At 38.4% G+C, this 24,061-nt stretch carries 25 protein-coding genes and 3 tRNA genes; 17 read left to right on the forward strand and 11 right to left on the reverse strand.

Features of this window, described 5'->3' with window-relative positions:
• Positions 1-311: 311 nt before the first annotated feature.
• Positions 312-1,091 (reverse strand): hypothetical protein, encoded by a 780-nt coding sequence (locus GN157_RS06610; protein ID WP_157482340.1) that lies wholly within the window; start codon positions 1,089-1,091, stop codon positions 312-314.
• Between the two features lie 72 nt (positions 1,092-1,163).
• Positions 1,164-1,643 carry a hypothetical protein gene (locus GN157_RS06615; RefSeq protein ID WP_157482341.1) on the reverse strand — a complete coding sequence of 160 codons (480 nt, stop codon included), beginning with the start codon at positions 1,641-1,643 and terminating at the stop codon, positions 1,164-1,166.
• Between the two features lie 290 nt (positions 1,644-1,933).
• On the opposite strand from GN157_RS06615, the gene GN157_RS06620 reads away from it, so the two are divergent.
• The gene (locus GN157_RS06620; protein WP_231749069.1) at positions 1,934-3,910 is read left to right on the forward strand and encodes a trehalase family glycosidase; all 1,977 of its coding nucleotides are present in this window, start codon (positions 1,934-1,936) and stop codon (positions 3,908-3,910) included.
• Positions 3,911-3,927: 17 nt separating this feature from the next.
• Here the strand turns inward: GN157_RS06620 and GN157_RS06625 are convergent, their stop codons facing one another.
• Positions 3,928-4,458, reverse strand: coding sequence for a hypothetical protein (locus GN157_RS06625; protein ID WP_157482343.1), 531 nt, complete (start codon positions 4,456-4,458; stop codon positions 3,928-3,930).
• A 139-nt stretch (positions 4,459-4,597) separates the two neighbouring features.
• On the opposite strand from GN157_RS06625, the gene GN157_RS06630 reads away from it, so the two are divergent.
• The 6 genes from GN157_RS06630 (at position 4,598) to GN157_RS06655 (ending at position 9,558) form a co-directional block, all read left to right on the forward strand.
• Entirely contained in the window at positions 4,598-5,110 is a 513-nt protein-coding gene (locus tag GN157_RS06630; protein ID WP_197429412.1) for a hypothetical protein, read from the forward strand.
• 292 nt (positions 5,111-5,402) lie between these two features.
• Entirely contained in the window at positions 5,403-7,355 is a 1,953-nt protein-coding gene (gene thrS, locus GN157_RS06635) for a threonine--tRNA ligase (protein ID WP_157482345.1), read from the forward strand.
• A 19-nt stretch (positions 7,356-7,374) separates the two neighbouring features.
• Positions 7,375-7,929: a translation initiation factor IF-3 gene (infC, locus tag GN157_RS06640; protein WP_394350059.1), complete on the forward strand. Its 555-nt coding sequence runs from the start codon at positions 7,375-7,377 to the stop codon at positions 7,927-7,929.
• 130 nt (positions 7,930-8,059) lie between these two features.
• Complete coding sequence (gene rpmI, locus GN157_RS06645; protein WP_084596089.1) at positions 8,060-8,257, forward strand: 50S ribosomal protein L35; 198 nt, start codon at positions 8,060-8,062, stop codon at positions 8,255-8,257.
• 98 nt (positions 8,258-8,355) lie between these two features.
• Positions 8,356-8,700 carry a 50S ribosomal protein L20 gene (rplT, locus tag GN157_RS06650; protein ID WP_035135856.1) on the forward strand — a complete coding sequence of 115 codons (345 nt, stop codon included), beginning with the start codon at positions 8,356-8,358 and terminating at the stop codon, positions 8,698-8,700.
• A gap of 96 nt (positions 8,701-8,796) precedes the next feature.
• A complete protein-coding gene (locus tag GN157_RS06655; protein ID WP_157482347.1) occupies positions 8,797-9,558 on the forward strand; it encodes a hypothetical protein in 762 nt (253 codons plus the stop codon).
• Positions 9,559-9,586: 28 nt separating this feature from the next.
• Here GN157_RS06655 and GN157_RS06660 read toward each other — a convergent pair whose 3' ends face one another.
• The 6 genes from GN157_RS06660 to tgt all read right to left on the reverse strand — a co-directional run bounded on the left by GN157_RS06660 (position 9,587) and on the right by tgt (position 17,016).
• A complete protein-coding gene (locus GN157_RS06660; RefSeq protein WP_157482348.1) occupies positions 9,587-10,849 on the reverse strand; it encodes an asparagine synthetase B in 1,263 nt (420 codons plus the stop codon).
• Between the two features lie 320 nt (positions 10,850-11,169).
• A complete protein-coding gene (dnaB, locus tag GN157_RS06665; RefSeq protein ID WP_157482350.1) occupies positions 11,170-12,726 on the reverse strand; it encodes a replicative DNA helicase in 1,557 nt (518 codons plus the stop codon).
• Between the two features lie 154 nt (positions 12,727-12,880).
• Positions 12,881-13,834, reverse strand: coding sequence for an acetyl-CoA carboxylase carboxyltransferase subunit alpha (locus GN157_RS06670; protein ID WP_157482352.1), 954 nt, complete (start codon positions 13,832-13,834; stop codon positions 12,881-12,883).
• Between the two features lie 67 nt (positions 13,835-13,901).
• Positions 13,902-14,795 carry a DMT family transporter gene (locus tag GN157_RS06675; RefSeq protein WP_157482355.1) on the reverse strand — a complete coding sequence of 298 codons (894 nt, stop codon included), beginning with the start codon at positions 14,793-14,795 and terminating at the stop codon, positions 13,902-13,904.
• Positions 14,782-15,864, reverse strand: coding sequence for an LptF/LptG family permease (locus GN157_RS06680; RefSeq protein WP_317163511.1), 1,083 nt, complete (start codon positions 15,862-15,864; stop codon positions 14,782-14,784). The genes GN157_RS06675 and GN157_RS06680 overlap by 14 nt, the downstream gene beginning before the upstream one ends.
• A 21-nt stretch (positions 15,865-15,885) precedes the next feature.
• Positions 15,886-17,016: a tRNA guanosine(34) transglycosylase Tgt gene (tgt, locus tag GN157_RS06685; protein ID WP_035135844.1), complete on the reverse strand. Its 1,131-nt coding sequence runs from the start codon at positions 17,014-17,016 to the stop codon at positions 15,886-15,888.
• A 277-nt stretch (positions 17,017-17,293) separates the two neighbouring features.
• Between tgt and GN157_RS17995 the strand changes: the two genes are divergently transcribed.
• The 3 genes from GN157_RS17995 (at position 17,294) to GN157_RS06695 (ending at position 19,370) form a co-directional block, all read left to right on the forward strand.
• A complete protein-coding gene (locus tag GN157_RS17995) occupies positions 17,294-17,425 on the forward strand; it encodes a hypothetical protein (RefSeq protein WP_262884913.1) in 132 nt (43 codons plus the stop codon).
• A gap of 62 nt (positions 17,426-17,487) precedes the next feature.
• A complete protein-coding gene (locus tag GN157_RS06690; protein ID WP_035135843.1) occupies positions 17,488-18,336 on the forward strand; it encodes a transketolase in 849 nt (282 codons plus the stop codon).
• 80 nt (positions 18,337-18,416) lie between these two features.
• Entirely contained in the window at positions 18,417-19,370 is a 954-nt protein-coding gene (locus GN157_RS06695) for a transketolase family protein (RefSeq protein WP_035135841.1), read from the forward strand.
• A gap of 137 nt (positions 19,371-19,507) precedes the next feature.
• Here the strand turns inward: GN157_RS06695 and GN157_RS06700 are convergent, their stop codons facing one another.
• Entirely contained in the window at positions 19,508-20,407 is a 900-nt protein-coding gene (locus GN157_RS06700; protein ID WP_157482357.1) for an FKBP-type peptidyl-prolyl cis-trans isomerase, read from the reverse strand.
• Between the two features lie 81 nt (positions 20,408-20,488).
• Between GN157_RS06700 and GN157_RS06705 the strand changes: the two genes are divergently transcribed.
• On the forward strand, positions 20,489-20,893 hold the full coding sequence (locus GN157_RS06705) for an RNA-binding S4 domain-containing protein (protein WP_157482358.1): 405 nt from the start codon (positions 20,489-20,491) through the stop codon (positions 20,891-20,893).
• Positions 20,894-20,954: 61 nt separating this feature from the next.
• Positions 20,955-21,449, forward strand: a complete 495-nt coding sequence (locus tag GN157_RS06710; RefSeq protein WP_157482360.1) for a phosphoribosyltransferase family protein — start codon at positions 20,955-20,957, stop codon at positions 21,447-21,449.
• 2 nt (positions 21,450-21,451) lie between these two features.
• Here the strand turns inward: GN157_RS06710 and GN157_RS06715 are convergent, their stop codons facing one another.
• Positions 21,452-21,967 carry a shikimate kinase gene (locus tag GN157_RS06715; protein ID WP_157482362.1) on the reverse strand — a complete coding sequence of 172 codons (516 nt, stop codon included), beginning with the start codon at positions 21,965-21,967 and terminating at the stop codon, positions 21,452-21,454.
• Between the two features lie 128 nt (positions 21,968-22,095).
• Between GN157_RS06715 and GN157_RS06720 the strand changes: the two genes are divergently transcribed.
• From GN157_RS06720 to GN157_RS06740, 5 genes are all read left to right on the forward strand, one after another.
• Positions 22,096-22,168: transfer RNA gene (locus GN157_RS06720), tRNA-Lys, on the forward strand.
• Between the two features lie 37 nt (positions 22,169-22,205).
• A tRNA-Lys gene (locus GN157_RS06725) sits at positions 22,206-22,278 on the forward strand.
• A gap of 56 nt (positions 22,279-22,334) precedes the next feature.
• A tRNA-Leu gene (locus GN157_RS06730) sits at positions 22,335-22,416 on the forward strand.
• 143 nt (positions 22,417-22,559) lie between these two features.
• Positions 22,560-23,249: a hypothetical protein gene (locus tag GN157_RS06735; RefSeq protein WP_157482364.1), complete on the forward strand. Its 690-nt coding sequence runs from the start codon at positions 22,560-22,562 to the stop codon at positions 23,247-23,249.
• Between the two features lie 184 nt (positions 23,250-23,433).
• Positions 23,434-24,057: an alpha-ketoglutarate-dependent dioxygenase AlkB family protein gene (locus tag GN157_RS06740; protein ID WP_157482366.1), complete on the forward strand. Its 624-nt coding sequence runs from the start codon at positions 23,434-23,436 to the stop codon at positions 24,055-24,057.
• Positions 24,058-24,061: the final 4 nt, after the last annotated feature.

The following is a 24,061-nucleotide window of genomic DNA, read 5'->3' on the forward strand; positions in this document are numbered from 1 at the left end:
TGCAAATATTTTCTAAACTTTTTTCAAAGCCTTTTTAAAGCAACTCCCTTTATTTAAAAGGGTTTCAGAACATTTACACTACCAAAGAACCTTGCTGTTATTGCGGGTGCAAAAGTAGCCATCTTTTCCGCTTTCACAAACTTTTAATGCTATTTTTTTAATGTTTTTTTAACCTTATTTTATAACTAACTGAACAGATGTGTTTTGAAAACAAAAGTTTTTTTTTGAGAAAGACTTGAGGTAATCAAAAACAACTATACTATACATAAGAATGATCCCACCTACTCTATTATATATAGTGTAATGATTACTTAATTAGAATGCTCATCATAGTAACGCACTGCAAGGTATATATTTTCAAAACCTAAAAAACCTGATTTAAAATGGTTAAGTACGCTTGGTTTATCGATAAATAACCTACTTAGTAACTCAAACCAGTCTTCATCCATACGTAAAAGATGCATTTCGTTATCCTTTTCTATAAAATAACAGGTTCCCTGATGACCGGTAGCATATCCGTACAGCTTTAAATCTTTACCTTTATATAGTAACAAGAGCCAATCTTCTTTTGAATCGAGCGTTTCTACTTTTGGTTTATCCCTATACTCATATATATACTGACCTGTTTTATACACCAAACCTACTTCGCCCTTAAACTTTATTTTCTTCCCCTGTTTGGAAATAATGTAACGGGAACCCAGCAAAGGCTTATATACATCACCATATATAGTGTCGTTATTTTTTATAAGATAATCATCGTGATTATTTATTGAAGTATCTTTTTTAGCATTGAGTCCAGTATAGATACCGTCTTTTAGCTCTTTATTAGTCGTAACATAACCGTTATAACGATACCCTTTCAGCTTATCGGCCTCATACCTGGTAAACGATTCGTCTTTATCATTATCAAATTTCAGGAGATAGGTTTTTAGCAACTCCTCTTTCACAGCTCCATATATAGTATCTCCGTTTTGGGTAACAACATAATCCAAAAAGAAATGCTCTCTACCCGCATTTGTTTCCTGCGCCCGCGCACTATTAAAAAAGAATGTGCAAAAGATATATAATAAGAATGCTTTAGTGAAGGACATATAATTGATTTGCTTTTACTGATTTCTAAATATAGTCATAACGATTTTTGAACTACACCTATATAATAGGTATTAATCCAGGAAATGGAGATCAAAAAAGTAACCTTCCGTATCGGGGTCATAATACACATTAATCTCTTTTTGCATATATAGCTTAATTAACAAATTGTCTTTATCAAGAGGCACACTACACTCAAAAGTATGAACTAAACCATCTATCTCTACATTTGCCTCAATTATACTATCTATATACTCTACCTCTATTTCATCATGACTGTTGTACATAGCCGACTTTAAGCTATCACTATAGTAATCTTTTGCCCGTACAGTAGCATAACGTCTTTTTTCTTTAACCGTGTAATCATTAAAGGAGAGTGCTATTTTAATCCCGTCATCGCGGAGTTTGGTTTTATATTCAGATGTTAGTATTTTTTGTGAACGCCTCAATTTCAAGTCATTCCTTTTAAACCATAGTAAAACCAATAACCATAGAGCTATTACCGTAAGCACCATATAATCTTGTGCTGACATTTGAAAGATAAGGGTGGTCATTTTTATTATTTTCCCAAATATAACAAATAGCCTTTATACTTTAGCCCCGATAGAGCCGGCATCCCTGCAACGCAGTGAAAGGATACAGGCGAAAGCGGGAAAATGGTTTGCCGGCACTCCCCCTGCATTTCGCTCCTGATAATTTTACCCCTGTTATTTTCAGGATTTAGCAATATACCCCCCTTTAATTTTGAACACATACTAATATTATGTTAAGCAATGTCTTACAATTTTAAAAGCTGTAAGAATTTACTATTTTTAAGCTTTCTCACTTTTAAATACTTTTAAAAATGAGCCACAGTAATAAACCTAATGCTACACGTACACTTATATATATAGGTATAGGTGTAGCCATAAGTATATCTGGTACTTTTATGAGTTGTAACGATAAATTTATTGAAAGCCAAACCGTGTTTGACCTTCCGGTAAACAGAACCATGCAGGAACTACTTGCCGGATATGACACCGACGGCGATAAGAAAATAACCAAAGACGATGCCCCTAACAAAGATTACTTTTTAGTAAGCACTAAAGGAGACACCGTTATTATAAGAAATACCTACTACCTGTCTAACCTGTTGCAGGAACTTGCCATTGCAAACGAAAATGCACAGGATACAGCCCTTATTACCCTTAGGCAGATACAGGAACCACCTGCAGAACGTATATCTCGCCGCATAAAAACCCAATTTTGGGACGACCTTACCCGTACTATTGACGAAAAAGGGATTAACCGTATTATGGACGATGATAAAATGCATGATGAACGCAGACGCATTTATGTTCCGTATGATGATCATGTAGGGATTGCCTATTTCCAAAACCTGCAAAAAAAGATGCCGAAACTGGAGGTGGTTGTGCTTCCGGAAAACATTACTCCCGAATATGTTGAGTCTATTAACAACATGCCGGGTATTTTGGCACTAAAAATAGAGAACAACAAAGGAGTTCCGTTTGTGGTTCCCGGCGGAAGATTTAACGAGATGTACGGCTGGGACAGTTACTTTGAGGGTGTAGGCCTTATTATTGACCATAGGCTGGATCTTGCCAAAGGCATGGTAGATAATTTTTGCTACCAGATAAGGCATTACGGAAAAATACTAAACGCCAATCGTTCCTATTACTTAACCCGAACACAACCTCCGTTTCTGTCGTCATATATAAGAGAGGTGTATGCTGCCATGCATCCTAAAGATAAAAAATGGCTGGAGGAATGCCTTGCTACCGCCATAACAGAGTATGAAAATGTATGGGTGCAAAGCAAAAGACACACACCCACCACAGGACTTAACCGTTTTTACGCTAGCGGAAAAGGGATTCCGCCGGAAACAGAACCGGGGCATTTTAAGGCGGTACTACAGGAATATGCCGACAGGCACAAAATTGCAGTGGAAGAATTTGAAGAACTCTATAAAGCGGGAGTAATTAAAGACAGTGCTCTGGACCGTTATTTTACGCACGACCGTACCCTGCGCGAAAGCGGACACGATACCAGCTGGCGACTGGACAACATTGCTGCCGACCTGAATTGTGTTGACATCAATGCTCTGCTATATAAATATGAAAAGGATTTTGAGTTTTTAATAGGTACCTATTTTAAGGACAACTTTACCGTAAACGGAAAAACCTACACATCGGCTTACTGGAGTGAAAAGGCTGCCGACCGACGTGAACTCATGGAAAAATACATGTGGGACGAAAAAGCAGGCTGCTTTTTTGACTACAACTTTAAGAAGGAAGAAATAACCGATTATATGTCGGCTACCAATTTCTTTCCGTTATGGGCTGGGTTGTGTACTCATGAGCAGGCCGAAAAAATGGTACCTATATTAATGAGTGACCTCAAGGCTAAGGGCGGTATACTGGCATCTACAAAACAATCGTTAGAGAAATATAAAACCAACGATGTACAGCGTCAGTGGGATTACCCTAACGGATGGGCTCCGCACCAAATGCTGCTATGGAAAGGACTTATTGATTATGGTTATGAAAAAGAGGCTCGCGAACTAATATACCGCTGGCTATGGACCATTACACAAAATGCGGTTGACTATAACGGCACAATCCCCGAAAAATATGATGTGATAAACACTACACACAAGGTATATGCCGAATATGGAAATGTAGGAACCGAGTTTGCTTACATTACAAAGTCGGGCTTTGGATGGATGAATGCGTCTTACCAGTACGGGCTCTCGTTACTGCCGCAGGAGTACATTCAAAAACTGGATAATTTAGAAAACCCCGATGTGGTTTTTGGGGAGTAAAAATGCTAATGGTTAACCTATTTTTTATCCATTAATTTAAAAGCATCGGTTCTGGTTACGTTTTTACCGTCAAAGTAAAAATAGGCGTACAGGGGGAAGTCGGTTTCTTTAACAATTACCTGCCTCTGTTCTCCCTTATTAATGTATACTACATTTTTTTGGGTGTACTTAATTTCTATTTTAAGTGAATCCATACGGGAAGTTACTGCATCATGATACAACATATTATCATCGGCCAAAGTATAAAAGCTCCCCTCACCTATTTCCTTTTTTAAATCGTTAATCTGACTGGAGTTTAACGCTACCACAATTACCGTAGGTTTATCCAGTATAAACTGTTCGGCTGTCATAACGAGTTTTGTATGCGGGGAGTCGGCATCAGTATTTAAGTCTTGATTATCATCATGCGCACTTCCACTTCCTCCGTTAACAGTTTGCTGTACTTCTGTAGTGGTTTCATTCCCACTGGTAAGCTCCGGTTCGGTTTTAGCATCCCGCTTGCAGGAATACAAAGCAAGCACTGCCAGTAAAATAACAATGCGGTTCATAGGATTATGGTTTTAGGTTGCCCCACTAAATTAGTCAATTTTAACGTTTTATAAGAAATAACATTATCTTTTTATTTGCAGTGTTTTATAATTTAAAAATAAAGTTAACTTTGAAGCAAAACAAAAACTAACTTTTACTATGAATGATGCTCAATTTCACCTGGTGGTAAACCACCTGCCTATTATCACTCCTATTATAGGACTTGTAATTATGCTTGGCGGATTCATTTCGGGTTCGGAAGCTGTAAAGCGCGCTGCTTACTTTATTTTTGTACTAACTGCTTTATTTGCTATCCCTGCAATGGCATCGGGCGAAGGTGCCGAAGAAATTGTGGAACACCTGGGTGCCGATCATCATTTAATCCATGAACACGAAGAGAAAGCCGAAACGCTTGCCATGCTTTGCTATATACTGGGCGGACTTAGCCTTGCCGGACTTTGGGCAAGTTTTAAAAACAAGTCGTTTGGTAAAGGCATCGCTATTGTAGTTTTACTGTTTAGCGGTGTTGTAGGTTACTTTGGTTATGAAACCGGACATACAGGAGGCGAAATAAGCCACCCTGAAATAAGAGCCGACTTTAAAGCCGAAGAGCATGAAGACCACGACCATGACCACGAAGGCCACGATCATGATGAGCATGACCATCACTAGGATATAACGATTATATACATAAAAAAATCCCGCTCAATGAGCGGGATTTTTTATTATCAGGTTATAATAGAGATTTCTCCACTTCACTCCGTTTCGGTCGAAATGGAAAAAACCAGTCTCCCGCTTATTGAAATTTGTTCCATTTCGAGTGGAGTGTAACGGAATCGAGAAATCTCAAATCTCAACTTTTAAAATATTTAAATTTAGTATTAAATTCCACAAAATCTAATCACCTACCATATTGCCTTTGTACAGTTAATACATTATATTTGCATTCAATAAAATTTTTATAATGATAAATATTACATTACCGGACGGTTCAGTCAAAAAATTTGACGCAGGGGTAACGCCAATAGACGTTGCCATGAGCATTAGTGAAGGATTAGCAAGAAACGTAATTTCGGCTTCCTTTAATGGTACAACTGTTGAAACCAAAACCCCACTAACGACCGACGGTTCATTAATATTATACACCTGGAACGATAAAGAGGGTAAAAAGGCTTTTTGGCACTCTACTTCTCACGTTTTGGCACAGGCATTGCAGGAAATGTACCCGGGCATTAAGCTTACTATTGGTCCGGCTATTGACAATGGTTTTTATTATGACGTAGATTTTGGCGATCAAACCATTACCGATAAGGATTTCAAAGCTATTGAAGAGCGCGTGCTTGCCATTTCCAGAGAGAAACACGAATTTAAAATGCGTTCGGCTACAAAAGCTGAGGCGCTTGAGTTTTATAAAAGCGAAAACAACCCATATAAGGTTGAGCTTATTGAGAATCTGGAAGACGGTACTATCACATTTTGTGACCACGCTACCTTTACCGATTTATGTCGTGGTGGGCACATCCCGAACACAGGCATTATTAAAGCGGTAAAAATTATGAGCGTTGCCGGTGCTTACTGGAGAGGTGACGAGAAAAACAAGCAGCTTACACGTGTATACGGTATATCGTTCCCTAAACAAAAAGAGCTTACAGAGTATCTTGAGTTACTGGAAGAGGCTAAAAGACGTGACCACAGGAAACTGGGTAAAGAACTTGAGCTTTTTGCGTTTTCAAGCAAAGTAGGACAAGGTTTACCGTTATGGTTACCTAAAGGTGCCGCACTTCGTGACCGCCTTGAGCAGTTCCTTAAAAAAGCACAGAAGAAAGCCGGATACGAGCAGGTTGTGAGTCCGCACATTGGTCAAAAGGAACTTTATGTAACTTCAGGCCACTATGCAAAATATGGGGCCGACAGCTTCCAGCCTATCCACACTCCAAACGAGGGTGAAGAGTTCTTACTAAAACCAATGAACTGTCCGCATCACTGCGAGATATACAATACAAAACCATGGTCGTACAAAGACCTGCCAAAACGTTATGCTGAGTTTGGTACTGTGTACCGTTACGAGCAAAGTGGTGAGCTACACGGTTTAACACGTGTTCGCGGATTTACTCAGGATGACGCACACATTTTCTGTACTCCTGATCAGCTGGATGAAGAATTCAAAAAAGTAATCGACCTGGTACTTTATGTATTCGGTTCGCTTGGATTTGAAAACTTCAGCGCGCAAATTTCGCTTCGTGATAAGGAAGACAGAGAAAAATACATTGGTACTGAGGAGAACTGGGAAAAAGCAGAAAACGCTATTATCAATGCAGCTAAAGACAAAGGTCTTAACACTGTAGTTGAATATGGTGAAGCAGCTTTCTACGGTCCAAAGCTTGACTTTATGGTGAAAGATGCACTGGGCAGACAGTGGCAGCTTGGAACAATTCAGGTAGATTACAACCTGCCGGAGCGTTTTGACCTAACATACAAAGGTGCTGATAATGAGCTTCACCGCCCTGTAATGATTCACCGTGCTCCATTTGGATCAATGGAAAGATTTATTGCGATTTTACTTGAAAATACAGCCGGAAACTTCCCGCTTTGGTTAATGCCAGAGCAGGCTATCATACTGTCTCTTAGCGAGAAATATGAAAATTATGCTAAAAAAGTTTTAGATTTGCTGGAAAATCACGAAATTCGCGCCCTAATTGATAACAGAAACGAAACGATTGGTAAAAAGATTCGTGAAGCCGAAGTTCAAAAGCTTCCGTTTATGCTGATTGTTGGTGAGGAAGAAGAGAAAAACGGAACGATATCTGTGCGCCGTCACGGAGACGCAGGTAAATCGAACCAAACAATGTCTATAGAACAATTTGCTGCCCTTGTAGAGGAAGAAGTGAATAAGACATTAAAACCATTTGAAGTTTAACATTTAAATTTTTATAGCCATAGCAATAAGAAACAACAGAGGATATCAACCTCGCGTAGAGAAAAAAGATCCGCACAGGATAAACAGTTACATCCGCGTACCTGAAATCAGGCTGGTAGGTGATAATGTGGAACATGGTGTTTACAACACATCTAAAGCTCTGCAAATGGCAGAGGAGATGGAACTGGATTTGGTAGAGATCTCTCCAAATGCTGCACCTCCTGTATGTAAGATCATGGATTATAAAAAGTTTCTTTACGAGCAAAAGAAACGCGATAAAATGCTTAAAGCAAAATCTTCACAAATTACTGTGAAGGAAATTCGTTTTGGTCCTCAAACCGATGAGCACGATTACGAGTTTAAAAAGAAAAATGCTGAGAAATTTCTTAAAGAGGGTTCAAAATTAAAAGCTTTTGTATTCTTTAAAGGACGTTCTATCATATACAAAGAGCAAGGACAAATACTTCTTTTAAGGCTTGCCCAAGATCTTGAAGAATACGGTAAAGTAGAATCTATGCCGGTTCTTGAAGGTAAAAGAATGATTATGTTTATCGCTCCTAAGAAAAAGAAATAAGACTGTAAAGTTATAAGGTCGAAAGTCTAAAGCAGAGGCTTGTTATTTACAACAGGCTTATTACTTTATGACTTTCGGCTTTAAAGCTAAAAAAAAGTAGTAAGTAAGATAATTTTAATACAGGAAGAAAATGCCTAAAATGAAAACTAAATCCAGTGCTAAAAAGCGTTTTAAGCTTACAGGTTCTGGTAAAATCAAAAGAAAGCACGCTTTCAAAAGTCACATCCTGACAAAAAAATCTAAAAAGCGTAAGCTGGCTCTTACTCACTCAACTCTTGTTCACAAAGTTGACGAAAGAAGCGTGAAAGAGCAATTAAGACTTATCTAATATATAAGTCCGGTTAAAACAATTTAATAACCCTGGAGTATGGCTTTTTAAGTCTCCTATAAATAACGGAGCGCCTACTACAAAAAACATTTAAAATTATGCCAAGAGCAGTAAATTCAGTTGCTTCAAGAGCTAGAAGAAAAAGAGTATTGAAGCAAGCCAAAGGATACTTTGGAAGACGTAAAAACGTTTGGACAGTAGCTAAAAACGCGGTTGAGAAAGCAATGGCTTACTCTTACCGTGACAGAAAACAAAAGAAGAGAAATTTCCGTTCTCTTTGGATTATGCGTATCAACGCTGGTGCAAGACTACACGGAATGAGCTACTCTCAATTCATGGGTAAAGTGAAAGCTAACGGTATTGAACTTAATCGTAAAGTTCTTGCTGACCTAGCTATGAACCACCCTGAAGCTTTTGCAGCTATCGTTAATAAAGTTAAATAATTACGTAAACAATATATTATCTTACTTATAATAAAACCCGCTCAATGAGCGGGTTTTTTATTTATATTGCCACCTGTAAACCATCCTGACCAAATTATGTTTTGGAATAAAAAAAACAAACCTCCTGTTACTCCTGAAGACAAAGAATGGGTAGAAGATAAACTTCTTGCAATAAAATCCATCTTTACTGAAGTTGATTATTATAAGAATATTGAAACAATTTTACCAACTAAAAGATTTTATGATAAAGAGTTTAACGGTACCGAAGATGATGCCTGGTTTATTTTAGAACAAACAAAAATATATATGGACATACCTCATGAAGGTATAAAACTTGAGTTCTTTTCAAACAGCCCTATAGAAATGGCTGATGGCACACTATTAAGCACACCTTCTGATAACATGCAAGGTACATGGATGAGTGCAACAGGAACATATCAAAGTAAAGGAGAAGAGATTATTATTTCTATAGAAAAAGAACAGCTTAAAAATCCACTGGAACTTATAGCAACCATGTCACACGAACTGTCACATTATATACTTCTGTATGAAGGGTGGATTTTAGAAAATGATGAATATCTCACAGACCTATTAGCTGTTGCTTATGGTTTCGGAATATTTATAGGAAATACAAGATTTAATTTCTCTACCTTTTCAAACTTAAAAGGAAGCGGTTGGCAAATGTCCAGAAAAGGTTATTTACCCGAACAGGTTGTTGCTTATGCAATGGCATGGTTAAGCATATACCGCAACGAAAATACCGACTGGAAAAAATTCCTGAACAAATCTATGCTAAAATATTTTGAACAAAGCGTACAGTATATAGAAAGCAACAGAGATAAAATTCGTTTTGAATAAAAAAGTCCGCTTAAAGCGGACTTTTTTATTATGTTTTAAGTTTCTTTTTCCTTGCTGCCGGGAACAACACATTGTTTAATATAAGCCTGTAACCCGGTGAATTAGGGTGCAGGTCTAACACTGTAGGTGCATCGCCTACCCTATGCTGATAATCTTCAGGGTCATGCCCTCCGTAAAAAGTGAACATCCCTTTTCCTTTCGTACCGTGTATATAGCGGGCTTCTCCGTTTTGAAGATTTTGCCCCATTATAAGTACGTTCGATTTTACTAAACTTTCATCAAACGATGTGGTTTGCCCCATAAAACCTTTTACCAGTTGTGTATGGTTTTGGCAAAGCATTGTAGGGATTGGGTCCCACTTTGCCGAATACTCCATTAACGTAAAATAATCGTTATCCATAAGCACCTTACGCTTGGTGGTCATATCAATGTCTGAAAATTCATAAACCACAGGGTTACGCTCCAAATGGAAATCTTTAAACGCCATTGTTTTGTTGTAATCAATACTTGCCTGATAGTTTGGATCACTAGGATCACCGTCAAACATGGTTTCACAAATATCTACTCCTTCTGCCGAAAGGGCAATATCAAAACTATCGGTAGCCGAACACATAGCAAACATAAAGCCGCCACCTATTACAAAATCCCTAATTTTATTAGCAACAGCCAGTTTCTCTTCAGATACTTTACTGTACCCCAGTTTTGCCGCCAGTGCCTCGGCCTCTTTTTTCTGTTCAATATACCACGGTGCATTGCGGTAGGCTCCAAAAAAGCGACCGTACTGTCCTGTAAAATCTTCATGGTGCAGGTGCAGCCAGTCATATAATAATAAGGCATCATTTAAAACCTCTTCATCATATATTTTTTCAAACGGAATCTCGGCATAAGTAAGCACCAAGGTTACGGCATCATCCCACGGCTGCTTTCCTGCGGGGGTGTATACCGCAATCTTAGGTGCTTTTTCAAGAACAACGGTCTCCATATTTTGAGACGGACTACTAATATCATCCTGAATGAATTTAGCCTCCCCGTCGCTTATTACTTCAAAGGTCACTCCCCTAATTTGGCACTCACGTCTTATCTCTTCGGCATCAGGAAGCAAAAATGAACCTCCCCTATAATTAAGCAGCCAGCTGGCTTTATAATTCTTCTCCAAAACCCAATAAGTTATCCCGTATGCCTTTAAATGGTTTTGCTGCGTACTTTCATCCATCGGTATTAAAATCATGGAAGCACGGCCCGCAAACGAAACCAGTAAAAATAATAGGAGTATGAATTGTTTTTTAAGCATTTTAAAATAGATTTTATTCAAAGATAAACTAAAAGCAGCGGTAATACACGGCTATTAGTTTACATAGAGTAACGATTTACAATTTAAGGTATTATAAAAGTATCAAAAAGAAATAAAAAAAGCACATCCAAACGATGTGCTTTCTATATTTTTTAAGGTTACATAATGTTTTACGCCTTAGGGTTCTAGTACTACCACATGTTCTGCTTCGTGTACTTCAATGTCCCAAAGGGCTTTTTCGGCTTCTGTACTGGCTTGTAAAAAGTCGTTGTTCATATGTTTGCGGGGTTATAATTGGTTACTTTGCTATTCTTTGTTATTTAGAACGGAACATCGTCATCATCATGCGCTCCGCCACCGCTGTTCATGTTACTACCAAAGGCTTCGTTTGCCGAAGGCAGGTTTTTAATTATACCGGCATTGTCGTTATCATTCATACTCGACGGAAGCTCGTCAAACGGCGAAGCGAAATCGTCAAGGTTATCAAACTTACCGAGACTACCTACGAATTTAAGCCTGATGTTATCCAAACCACCATTACGGTGCTTAGCCACGATAAACTCGGCCTGACCCTGTGTTGGCGATCTTTCTTCATCATCCCATTCGTCAATCTTATAATATTCAGGACGATAGATAAACGATACGATATCGGCATCCTGCTCAATCGCACCCGATTCCCTAAGGTCAGATAGTAACGGCCTTTTGCTCGATCCCCTTGTCTCTACCGCACGAGACAGCTGTGATAGTGCAATTACCGGAACGTTAAGCTCTTTTGCCAGTGCCTTAAGGTTACGGGAAATGGTCGAGATTTCCTGCTCACGGTTACCTCCGTTTTTCCCTGCCGCACCACCGGCGGTCATAAGCTGAAGGTAGTCAATAATAATCATCCTGATTCCATACTGGGAGGCAAGCCTCCTTGCTTTTGCCCTAAGGTCAAAAATGGAAAGAGATGGTGTATCGTCAATATATAAAGGAGCTTTTTCAAGATCCCTAACTTTAATACTTAGTTGTTCCCACTCGTGTTTTTCAAGTTTACCGGTACGCAGCTTTTCAGACGACAGTCCGGTTTCGCTCGAAATCAAACGGGTAATTAGCTGTACCGAGGACATCTCCAGGGAGAATACTGCCACACCATGGTTAAAATCGATAGCAATATTTCTTGCCATAGAAAGTACGAAAGCGGTTTTACCCATACCCGGCCTTGCCGCAATAATGATAAGGTCACTGGGCTGCCAGCCCGATGTAAGCTTATCCAAATCGTGAAAGCCAGTTGCAACACCACTTAGTCCTTCCTTACCTGCAATTTCCTCAATACGTTTCTTTGCCTGAATAACAAGGCTCTGCGCCGTTTCAGAACTACGCTTAATATTACCTTGCGTTACTTCATACAGTTTTGACTCTGCCTGGTCCAGCAGGTCAAAAATATCTGTTGTCTCATCATAAGCCTCTTCGATAATTTCGCTCGATATTTTGATAAGGCTTCGCTGAATAAATTTTTGTAATATAATCCTTGAGTGAAACTCAATGTGAGCAGAAGACGATATCTTTTGCGTTAACTGTATAAGATAAAAGTCTCCACCTACCTGATCCAGTTTTCCGTTCTTTTTAAGCTGAGCAGAAACTGTTAATAAGTCAATTGGCTGGGTGTCGTTAAATAGTTGGACTACGGCCTCAAAAATAAACTTGTGGGCCTCTTTATAAAAGGCATCCGGCTGTAATATATCTATTACCTCGTCTACCCCTTTTTTGTCTATCATCATGGCACCTAAAACAGCCTCTTCAAGGTCCAGCGCCTGCGGTGGCAGCTTACCTTTCTCCAAGTTGATAATAGATGATTTATCAACTTTTACCGGGTTTACGTTCCTGATGTTTTCCATTATGCTAATGTAATTAAATTTAAAATGGGTGCGTTAAGCAATTGTTAAGAACCTTGTGTTAATTAACTGTTGATAAACTGTTAACCAACTGTTTATAAGTCAAAAAAAATCCGAAGCTGCAAGGCTTCGGATTAATAATGCAGTTAAAACAAGGTTATTCTTTAAATTCCCCCATTTTACTATACTTATCCATCCTTTTCTCAATCAGCTCTTCTGTTGATAAGTCTTTAAGTTCTTTATGTGCTTTTAAGATGAATTTCTTTACACTTTCGAAAGTGGTTTCTCTGTCATAGTGAGCACCTCCAAGTGGTTCAGGAATAATATCATCAATAAGCTTTTGTTTTTTCATGTCAAAAGAAGTAAGCTTTAATGCCTCAGCAGCCTGCTCCTTAAACTCCCAGCTTCTCCAAAGGATTGAAGAACACGATTCTGGCGAAATAACAGAGTACCATGTATTCTCCAGCATGAATACTTTGTCTCCAACACCAATACCTAATGCTCCACCGGAAGCACCCTCACCTACTATAACGGTAATAACAGGTGTTTTAAGGCGTACCATCTCAAAAATATTTCTTGCAATGGCTTCTCCCTGCCCTCTTTCCTCTGCTTCAAGCCCTGGGTATGCACCCGGAGTATCTACTAGAGTGATTACAGGAATACCAAACTTCTCGGCCATTCTCATAAGGCGTAACGCTTTACGATATCCTTCAGGGTTAGCCATACCAAAGTTTCTGTATTGTCTTGTTTTGGTATTGAAACCTTTTTGCTGACCTACTATCATAAACGACTGATCGCCTATTTTTGCAAGTCCACCCACCATTGCCTTATCATCTTTAAAGCTACGGTCTCCAAACAGCTCAAGGAAAGTTCCGTCAGACAGTGCCTTGATGTAGTCCATTGTGTATGGACGACTAGGGTGTCTTGAAAGCTGAACCCTTTGCCATGCAGATAGGTTCTTATATATGCTTTTCTTAGTTTCTTCTAACTTTTTCTCAATTTGCTTACATGTATTAGATACATCCACATCCGATTCCTGACCAATTAGTGTGCATTTATCTAACTGATCTTCAAGCTCTTTAATCGGAAGCTCAAAATCTAAGTATTCCATAGTACAGGCAGATTTTTTAATATAGTTCGAACTACAAAGATAGAATTTTACCTTTAGAAAGAAAGAATTATATTTTTTTAAGTTTGTTTTTTGGGTAATTCTTTATTACCCCATTGAATATCACGGTGCTAAGAATTATAGCAGCTCCTAAATAAAATGCAGGGCTCATTTTTTCGTCCCCTTTAAACACTAAAACCGCAAGAATTATCCCATAAATAGGTTCCAGGTTTATAGTAAGCATAACGGTATATGGGCTTAAAAACTTCATTACCTTAACCGATGCTATAAATGCATAAGCCGTACATGCAGATGCCAGTACAAACAGCCATAACCAGTCTTCACCGGTAAGGGAGAAAAACTGAGGTGTAAAGTTACCTGCAAACAACATATATATAGTAAGGAAGAAAACTCCTCCAAGCAGTTCCCAAAACGATACCTGAGTTGCATTATGCTTTACAGCATATTTACCGTTAATGACCGAGAAGGTTGCCGACAGGAATGCCGATGATAATGCCAACAGTATACCATACAGGTAGTCACCCTCAAAACTAAATATAATGTATAGCCCGGCCACTACAAATAACCCGAACATTACCTCATACCATATTACCTTTCGCCCATATAGGAGCGGTTCTAATAACGAGGTAAAAAAGGCTCCGGTTGAAAGACATGCCAGTGTAACCGAAACATTAGACACTTTTATAGCCTTAAAAAAGGTAAACCAGTGCAGTGCTATAACAAGCCCTGCAAACAGGAAACCTAAAAGTGTTTTACTAGGTACTTTTAATGAAACTTTTGTGATTTTTGCATACAGCAAAACAAGCAGTACTGCTATACCCATTCTATACCACACCAGTGGAAGGGCATCAATCGTAATTTGTTTTCCGATAACAGCAGTAAACCCCCATATAAATACTATTAAATGAAGGTGTAAATAACTTTTTAATTTATCTCCGGGCATTTCTTAAAAGGAAAATAGCTAAAATACCAAAGGTTACATTTGGGATCCAAACAGCCAGAAGCGGTGACATACTTGATTTCTCCCCCATTGTACCAAAAACTTTATCAAAAAACACATAAGAAAACGCTAAACCAATTCCCATGGCCAGGTTTACTCCCATACCTCCCCTTCGCTTCATGGAAGATACGGCTACGGCGATAATAGTAAGGATAAATGCCGAAACGGGTATACTATACTTTTTATATTTTACAACCAGATAACTGTCTATGTTAGCTGATCCTCTTCTCTTTTCTTTCTCAATAAATTTGTTTAGTTCACCAAGTGTCATAGTCTCAGCAACATAAACCGTTGGAGTAAGTTCATCAGGCTCAAAAGGCAGTTTCATTACTTTTTGCGACTCCCTTATAATTACATCATTAGTAGCACCATCGCCCACAATTCTTTTATTGTAACCATATAAAGTATAGGTACTGTCTTTAGGGTTCCATGTAATGGTATTGGCATTTATCTTAGAAACAAGTACATCTCCGTTATATGTTTCAAGATTAAATTTACTTCCTGTTTTAGACACATAGTTAAATGTCCCTACATATATACTTTGAGTATCGTTAACCTGTTTATATACCTGATCGCTCTCCCTAATCTTGGCATTATTCTTTAAATAGGTATACCTAAAATCATTGAATCCTTTACTGGCTTTTGGCACAAAAAAGAATCCCATAACTAATGCAAGCAGTGATATAAACGTAGCTCCTATAAGATAAGGCCTTAAAAATCGCATAAACGATATACCCGACCCCAATATGGCAATAATCTCTGTATTATTAGCCAGCTTTGACGTAAACCATATAACCGAAAGAAACAGAAATATAGGGAACAGCATATTGGCAAAATACAGAGTAAAATCACCATAATAGCCTGCAACTTCGGCAAAGGGCACATTTTTAGCCAGTATTTTATTTATTTTTTCCGATACGTCTATAACAATCCCTATGGGAATAAACATAAGCAACATTACAAAAAACGTTGCCAGGTATCTTTTTAAAATGTACCAGTCTATTATTTTCACTCCGGTTCGTTTTGAATATAGTTACAGCCTTTGGCTCATTTGTTTTACCATTTTTTCTTTCCACTCACGGAAATCTCCCGCTAAGATATGTTTTCTTGCCTCACGAACCAACCACATATAGAAACCAAGATTGTGTATGGTTGCTATTTGTTTTCCTAAAAATTCGTTTGCAGCAAAAAGGTGCCTTAGGTAAGCTTTAGAGTATTCGGTATCTACAAAAGTGATGCCCATTTCATCAATAGGAGAAAAATCATCCTCCCATTTTTTATTTTTAATGTTAATACTACCGTTTGCCGTAAACAACATACCGTTACGGGCATTACGCGTAGGCATAACACAGTCAAACATATCTATACCAAGGGCGATATTCTCTAATATATTAATAGGAGTACCTACTCCCATAAGGTAACGTGGCTTATCTTCCGGAAGTATATTACATACCACCTCGCTCATTGCATACATTTCCTCTGCCGGTTCTCCTACAGAGAGTCCGCCAATAGCATTACCTACAGCGCCAGCGTTAGCGATATATTCGGCCGATTGTGCCCTTAAATCCTTATAAGTACTCCCCTGTACAATTGGGAAAAATGCCTGATCGTAACCATACTTTACCGGAACTTTTTCAAGGTGGGCAATACAACGATCCAGCCAACGGTGCGTCATGTGCATGGAGCGTTTTGCATAACGGTAATCACATGGGTATGGAGTACACTCGTCAAACGCCATAATAATATCGGCACCAATGGTACGCTGAATTTCCATTACGCTTTCGGGCGAGAAAAAGTGGTACGAACCGTCAATGTGTGATTTGAATTTAACTCCCTCTTCCTTAATCTTACGGTTGCCCGATAACGAATATACCTGGTATCCTCCACTATCGGTAAGGATGTTTCTGTCCCAGTTCATAAACTTATGAAGTCCTCCCGCTTTTTCCAGTATTGGGGTTTGCGGACGCAGGTACAGGTGGTAAGTGTTACCTAAAATTATATCGGGGTTAATATCGTTTTTAAGCTCACGCTGATGTACTCCCTTTACGGTAGCTACGGTACCAACCGGCATAAAAATAGGCGTTTCTATTGGTCCGTGGTCGGTAGTAATTAAACCGGCCCTGGCTTTAGACTGAGGATCTTTGGTAATTAAATCAAATTTCATATTCCGTTTTTACAAGGCGCAAAGATAGGTAATACATATGAGATTTTTACACTGAAAAACAGGGCGGTTACTAAGGTAAATTTGCAAAACGGCTGCAAAAAATAAATTTGTTAACCGTTTGCTGCCCGATGTAACCAACACTTCACACAAAAAATAACAATACTAATAATCGTATAATCTAAACTTTACCTGTAAAAAAACAACTTTAAAAACCTAAAGCCTTAATAATCAAAAAGAAACACCTTTACAAAACCCCTGCAAAGGTTTTGCAAAACAGATGCAAAACACTGACATTGACAATGACATTGACAATGATATTGAATATGATAATGATATTGAAATGAAAAGAGGGGTATGGGGAGAAAAACAGAAAAAAACGGATTACCGAAACGGCTTTTTTAGTAAGTGAAATTAATTTGCCAATAGCAAAAATAAGAATTACTTTTGCACCCAGTTTAACTTATTATAAAAATGAAGGCTAACACACAACAACTAAACGATTTAACGATTCAGGTAAGAAGGGACATCCTTCGAATGGTTCATGCGGTAAACTCAGGACACCCTGGAGGTTCGCTTGGATGTGCTGAATTTATGGTAGCACTTTACCAGGAACTTATGGACCGTAAGGAAGGTTTTGACATGGACGGAATTAACGAAGATATCTTTGTTCTTTCTAACGGACACATCTCTCCTGTATTTTACAGCGTGCTTGCAAGAAGCGGATACTTCCCTGTATCAGAGCTTGCTACGTTTCGTCACATTAACTCAAGACTTCAGGGTCACCCAACAACTCACGAAGGTCTTGAAGGTGTAAGAATCGCATCTGGATCACTTGGACAGGGACTTAGCGTTGCTGTAGGTGCAGCCCAGACAAAAAAATTAAACAACGACAATCACCTTGTGTACAGCCTTCACGGTGATGGTGAGCTACAGGAAGGTCAAAACTGGGAAGCTATCATGTATGCTGCTGCTTACAAAGTAGACAACATTATCGCTACGGTTGACCTTAACGGAAAACAAATTGACGGCCCTACAGACGAGGTTCTTAACATGGGAAGCCTTAGAGCTAAGTTTGAAGCCTTTGGATGGGATGTTCTTGACATTGAAAAAGGTAATGACATGGAGGCTGTTGTAGCCGGAATGACCGAAGCTAAAGCTAAAACAGGTAAAGGAAAACCGGTTTGTGTACTGCTTCATACCGAAATGGGTAACGGTGTAGACTTTATGATGCATACTCATGCATGGCATGGTAAAGCTCCTAACGATGAGCAACTTGAAAAAGCTTTAGCTCAAAACCCTGAAACTTTAGGAGATTATTAATAGAAGATTTGAGATAACAGATATGGGATTTGAGATTTCTGAATTCTCACTACTCAATTCTCACTACTAATTTTAGCAAAATGAAAAAATACACAAATACAGGAAATAAAGATACTCGTTCTGGTTTTGGTGCAGGCCTTACAGAACTTGGTAAAACAAACGAAAATGTTGTTGCACTTTGTGCTGACCTTATCGGGTCGCTTAAAATGGATGACTTTAAAGCTAACCACCCTGAGCGTTTCTTTCAGGTAGGTATTGCCGAAGCTAACATGATTGGTATGGCTGCAGGTATGACAATAGGTGGTAAAATTCCTTACACAGGTACTTTTGCCAACTTCTCTACAGGTAGGGTTTATGACCAAATCCGTCAGGCAGTAGCTTATTCAGATAAAAATGTAAAAATATGTGCATCTCACGCCGGTTTAACACTAGGTGAAGACGGTGCTACACACCAAATACTTGAAGATATAGGTTTGATGAAAATGCTTCCGGGCATGACTGTAATCAATACTTGTGATTATAACCAAACTAAAGCGGCTACTATCGCTATTGCAGAGCACCACGGTCCTGTATACCTACGTTTCGGTCGTCCTTCTGTACCAAACTTCACTCCTGAGAACGGAGAGTTTGTAATTGGTAAAGCTGTGATGTTAAACGAAGGTACAGATGTTACTATTGTTGCTACAGGTCACCTTGTATGGGAAGCACTTGTTGCTGCTGAGGCTCTTGAAGCTAAAGGTATCTCTGCCGAGGTTATTAACATCCACACTATTAAGCCACTTGACGAGGAAGCTATCCTTAAATCGGTTGCTAAAACAGGATGTGTAGTTACTGCCGAAGAGCACAATGTTCTTGGTGGTCTTGGTGAGAGCGTTGCACGCACACTTGCTGCAAATAACCCTGCTCCACAGGAATTTGTTGCTGTTAACGACAGTTTTGGTGAAAGTGGTACTCCTGCCCAGCTTATGGATAAGTACAAGCTTAACAACGAAGCTATTGTTGCTGCTGTAGAAAAAGTAATAAAGAGAAAATAATTCTCCCTTACAATACATTAAAAATCCCAACCTAACGGTTGGGATTTTTTTTACACCTATGCTTTCATTACTATAAAATACACCATAAAAAAAGCCTCTGCAATTGCAGAGGCTTTTTAAAATATCTTTATTATCTCTTAGTCTATTTCCTGATGACAGGCAGAATCAAGGTGTAATTTAATTCCGCTACTACAGGTAGGTATGTTTTCAAAATCATAAACCTCATCAGTACCCGGTATAGTAATTTCATCTCTTGTTGGGTAACCGTCGTTATCATCATCTGTATCAAGATAATTTGCTATACTATCGCCATCTGTATCATAATTTAAAATATCTCCGTCTTCAGGGTTTATTTCATAACGGTTAGGAATACCGTCACCATCTGAATCAAAAATATTCATATCATACAGTTTAAAACTAAATACAAGCGGACTATATGATGGGATATTTACCTGAGCACTGTCGTAGTAACCAAAAGCAGAAGGTAAAAACATTACACCAGCACCAAAATCTGTAAAACTTGCAGGATCAGGATTACCGGGTATATCATTATAAATACCTGTTTTAAACAAAGGGATTATTTCCTGCCATCCTGTAATAAGTCCAAATAGTGAGTTAAAACTTTCAGGATATGGGTTATAATCAAATTGTTTATCATCTAACTTCCAGCCTCTGTAAGCCACCTTTACCTGGTCGTATTTTGTAGGATTCTCGCCTGCACCTTCATTAAGTACAAGGTAGTATAATGTATGCTCTACGTCGTCAAGCGTAACAACCTTGTTCATTAAAGGATATTCTGTTTGTTCCCAAATAGATGTTTGCGGATTAGCTTCGGTTATAGAGTCTATAACAATAGTAAAATCTTCATCAACACTAACTATATAATGGGTATTCAGATAATTTTCTAAATCAGCCTTATCGGTCACATATTGTTCACCATAATCCCTTGGCGGAGCAATACTGGTATCGTCATCTTTTTTACATGAACCTAAAAAAGCTAAAGACAACAGGCTTAAAGCCATCAAACATCTCTTCATTTTAATTTTTTTTAATGGGCGCAAGATACAATTTTCATTTATTTTTGTATTGCTTTATAACAATGAATTTAAGGATTTAGTATGAGGATAGATAAATATTTATGGTGCATTCGCTACTATAAAACCCGCAATATTGCAACCGAAGCCTGTAAGAAAGGTCACATAACCATAAACGGGCAGCAGGCAAAGCCATCGCGTGAGGTATACCCTACCGATAAGCTTACCGTAAGAAAAGACCAGATAAACTATAAACTTACCGTGTTAGACATTCCGCCAAACCGTGTTGGGGCTAAACTTGTGGATATTTACCGTAAGGATGAAACTCCGGCAGAAGCGTTTGAACACCTGGAACTGCTTAAACTGTCTAAAGATTATTACCGCGCTAAAGGCACCGGACGCCCTACCAAAAAAGACAGGCGTGACCTGGACGATTATGCCGATGATTTTGACGACGATTTCATTACCGGAGAGGATAGCGAAATATAACTTTTAAAAGCTTCGTTATACCCAAACACTTTTTATCTTTGAAAAACTAAAACAATACCCAATGAAAAATATAATCCTTACACAACAGGAAATAGAACATAAAACTAAAAGAATTGCCTACCAGATATATGAAACCTTTGTAGATGAAAAGGAGGTTGTTATTGCCGGAATTGCATCTAACGGTTATGTTTTTGCCGAAAAGCTGGCCAAAATGGTAGACGAAATCTCTGACCTAAAGGTTACCCTGTGTGAGGTAAAAATAAACAAGCAAAACCCTATTGAGGAAGTTATCACCTCTATCCCTGCCGAAGAATATGCTAACAAAGCTCTTGTACTGGTAGACGATGTACTTAACAGCGGCACTACCCTTATATATGGCGTTAAGCATTTTCTTCATGTTCCGCTTAAAAAATTCAAAACTGCGGTACTTGTAGACCGCAACCACAAGCAATACCCCGTTAAAGCCGACTTTAAAGGGCTATCGCTTTCTACCTCACTACAGGAACATATACATGTAGTATTTAATGATAATGAAGAGTATGCCTATTTAAGCTAAAATTAAAACAGGCTCATAATTTCATTAACAATATTCTCGGTTGTTTTACCATCTGTCAGGATTACGTGTTTTGACTGATGGTAAAAATAACTGCGGTCAAACAAATGTTTGGCTACAAACTCCTCCTGCTCCTCCGGCGGTTGTTTATCAAACAACGGTCTTCCGCTCCCGTCTGCCCTTAACCTTTTTAACAGTTCGGGTATACTAGCCTTTAAATATATCGACATAACATCGTCACGCTTTAAAAACTCGTGGTTATTGGCATAACACGGTGTTCCGCCCCCTAAGGCAAGTATTAAACCTTTATCGTCGCTTAGAGCGGCTTTAAGCGCTTCGTGTTCCAGTTTGCGAAATTTTATTTCTCCGTCTTCCGAAAATATGTCCGAAACACTTTTTTGAGCATTTTCTGCTATAATATCATCCAAATCCCTGTAGGGAATTCCCGATGCTTTTGATAATAACTGCGCAATTGTTGACTTTCCGGAGGCCATGTAGCCTGACAGCAAAATTTTTTTCATATAATAAATCCCTATAAATTAAGGCGTTAAATAAATTAATAAAAAAAAACTCAAATTTATGACATTTTCGCTTTGAATTATAAAGAATACATGCGTATATTTGCACCCGCATTCAGGGAATGAATAATGACTCGATAGCTCAGTTGGTAGAGCACAACACTTTTAATGTTGGGGTCCTGGGTTCGAGCCCCAGTCGGGTCACTAAGAAAGACCAAAATTATTTATCCCTGAAAGCAATGACTCGATAGCTCAGTTGGTAGAGCACAACACTTTTAATGTTGGGGTCCTGGGTTCGAGCCCCAGTCGGGTCACAAAAAAAGTTAAGCGTTCTTTATGCTTAACTTTTTTTTTTTGCTTTATACTCAACGGCCATGTGGAGGAATTGGTAGACTCGCCATCTTGAGGGGGTGGTGCTGCAAGGTGTGCTGGTTCGAATCCAGTCATGGTCACAAACAAAAAAAGCCTGAGAATTTAGTTTCTCAGGCTTTTTTTATAGCTTCCGGCAAGCCATCCTTCTAAAGTTTTTTTATTGTTATTTAATTTTTTTTTAAAGATATTGGAGCTTCTGTTACTATCCATTAAAAAAATAATTATGACTCCGGAAAAACTTTTAGACTATATAGCAGAAAGAAACTACGAAGCTGTAGAAAACGTACTACAAAACGGATTTGACGCCAATACCCTTCTACAAAACGATACTACCGGTATACAATGGGCGTCCTATACAGATGATTTTAGAATGATAGAAATTTTCTGGAAACACGGAGCCAAACCTACTACTGAATACATTGAAGATATTGTGACCGAATTTGAAAAGGGTAAAACTTACCTCGATTTAAAAGAAGCTGAAGAAAATCCAGGTGATTATCCTGATTTGACAAATGATTTTTCGGTTACAAAATGGGAGATTCTAAAAGGACAGTTTAAAATAGAAGAAGAAAACTATTATTCTATCGTCCTACCTGTATCCAAATTTGTTCTGGACAATGAAATCATCTCTACATCGATAGATTTGCATGCCATTGAATTGCCTGAAAACCTACATAGCTATGTTGGAAAAACCGTTTCCTTCCCCGTAAACCCAAATGAAGGTTATATTGATGGTTCTGTTTTTCTAAGAAACGCTCACAACCCTGTAGATGTAACCGAAATCAGATTCTTAAAACTTGAAAAAGACTTTATCGAACTCGAACTTACCATGATGTTTGATTTTGAATATGAAGATGTCGGATTAAAAAATGAAACAACAAAATTTGTAGTACAATTGGCTATAGTAAAATGATGTTGAATTTGAAGTACATACCTAATTAAAAAGAACAATAGCCTCATCAAATTAAATAAAACCCGTTTTGTAACGGGTTTTATTTTTTAATACCTTTCCTGTATCTCCAAACATAGCAGGTTTCAGATTTTATAACCGGGCAATGATTAAAAAAAAGGAGTTACTGAATACAAAAAATGGAAAGATGGACTTATTTGACCAAACAACCGGTAAAGAAAAAAACTGGCTTCCGTATGAGGGTACAGTAAATTATTACGGTAGGATATTAAACAGAGAACAAGCCGACTTTTACCTGAAAAAGCTTTTGGAAACCATAGAATGGCGAAATGACGAAGCAGTAATTTTCGGGAAAAGGATAATAACCAAACGTAAGGTAGCCTGGTATGGCGAAAAGCCGTTTGAATACACTTATTCGAACACCACAAAACATGCATTACCCTGGACAAAAGAACTACAGGAACTAAAACTTTTAACCGAACAGGAAACAGGCGAAACGTTTAACTCCTGCCTGCTTAACCTGTACCACGACGGAAACGAAGGGATGGCATGGCATAGCGACGGAGAAACAGACCTAAAGAAAAACGGAGCAATAGGCTCACTGAGTTTTGGTGCAGAAAGAAAATTTGCCTTTAAGCACAAAGAAAGCAAGGAAAAAATAGATCTCTTTTTAGAACACGGTAGTTTACTGGTAATGAAAGATACCACACAAGAGCATTGGCTTCACCGTTTACCGCCTACAAAAAAGATTACTACTCTGCGGGTAAACCTAACCTTTAGAACTATTGAAGAGGAAAGATCTAAATATTAATACT

Source organism: Flavobacterium rakeshii (assembly GCF_009741375.1).
Taxonomy (GTDB): Bacteria; Bacteroidota; Bacteroidia; order Flavobacteriales; family Flavobacteriaceae; genus Flavobacterium; species Flavobacterium rakeshii.

Coding starts and splice junctions, on each gene's coding strand:
- tgt (WP_035135844.1), bottom strand. CDS start 17,016: ATGAAATTTGATTTAATTACCAAAGATCCTCAGTCTAAAGCCAGGGCC.
- GN157_RS06740 (WP_157482366.1), top strand. CDS start 23,434: ATGGACTTATTTGACCAAACAACCGGTAAAGAAAAAAACTGGCTTCCG.
- GN157_RS06690 (WP_035135843.1), top strand. CDS start 17,488: ATGAAGGCTAACACACAACAACTAAACGATTTAACGATTCAGGTAAGA.
- GN157_RS06610 (WP_157482340.1), bottom strand. CDS start 1,091: ATGTCCTTCACTAAAGCATTCTTATTATATATCTTTTGCACATTCTTT.
- GN157_RS06660 (WP_157482348.1), bottom strand. CDS start 10,849: ATGCTTAAAAAACAATTCATACTCCTATTATTTTTACTGGTTTCGTTT.
- GN157_RS06700 (WP_157482357.1), bottom strand. CDS start 20,407: ATGAAGAGATGTTTGATGGCTTTAAGCCTGTTGTCTTTAGCTTTTTTA.
- dnaB (WP_157482350.1), bottom strand. CDS start 12,726: ATGGAAAACATCAGGAACGTAAACCCGGTAAAAGTTGATAAATCATCT.
- GN157_RS06630 (WP_197429412.1), top strand. CDS start 4,598: ATGAATGATGCTCAATTTCACCTGGTGGTAAACCACCTGCCTATTATC.
- GN157_RS06615 (WP_157482341.1), bottom strand. CDS start 1,643: ATGACCACCCTTATCTTTCAAATGTCAGCACAAGATTATATGGTGCTT.
- GN157_RS06625 (WP_157482343.1), bottom strand. CDS start 4,458: ATGAACCGCATTGTTATTTTACTGGCAGTGCTTGCTTTGTATTCCTGC.
- GN157_RS06675 (WP_157482355.1), bottom strand. CDS start 14,795: ATGCCCGGAGATAAATTAAAAAGTTATTTACACCTTCATTTAATAGTA.
- rpmI (WP_084596089.1), top strand. CDS start 8,060: ATGCCTAAAATGAAAACTAAATCCAGTGCTAAAAAGCGTTTTAAGCTT.
- GN157_RS06695 (WP_035135841.1), top strand. CDS start 18,417: ATGAAAAAATACACAAATACAGGAAATAAAGATACTCGTTCTGGTTTT.
- GN157_RS06735 (WP_157482364.1), top strand. CDS start 22,560: ATGACTCCGGAAAAACTTTTAGACTATATAGCAGAAAGAAACTACGAA.
- GN157_RS06710 (WP_157482360.1), top strand. CDS start 20,955: ATGAAAAATATAATCCTTACACAACAGGAAATAGAACATAAAACTAAA.
- GN157_RS06705 (WP_157482358.1), top strand. CDS start 20,489: ATGAGGATAGATAAATATTTATGGTGCATTCGCTACTATAAAACCCGC.
- GN157_RS06655 (WP_157482347.1), top strand. CDS start 8,797: ATGTTTTGGAATAAAAAAAACAAACCTCCTGTTACTCCTGAAGACAAA.
- thrS (WP_157482345.1), top strand. CDS start 5,403: ATGATAAATATTACATTACCGGACGGTTCAGTCAAAAAATTTGACGCA.
- GN157_RS06715 (WP_157482362.1), bottom strand. CDS start 21,967: ATGAAAAAAATTTTGCTGTCAGGCTACATGGCCTCCGGAAAGTCAACA.
- GN157_RS06670 (WP_157482352.1), bottom strand. CDS start 13,834: ATGGAATACTTAGATTTTGAGCTTCCGATTAAAGAGCTTGAAGATCAG.
- GN157_RS17995 (WP_262884913.1), top strand. CDS start 17,294: ATGCAAAACACTGACATTGACAATGACATTGACAATGATATTGAATAT.
- rplT (WP_035135856.1), top strand. CDS start 8,356: ATGCCAAGAGCAGTAAATTCAGTTGCTTCAAGAGCTAGAAGAAAAAGA.
- GN157_RS06620 (WP_231749069.1), top strand. CDS start 1,934: ATGAGCCACAGTAATAAACCTAATGCTACACGTACACTTATATATATA.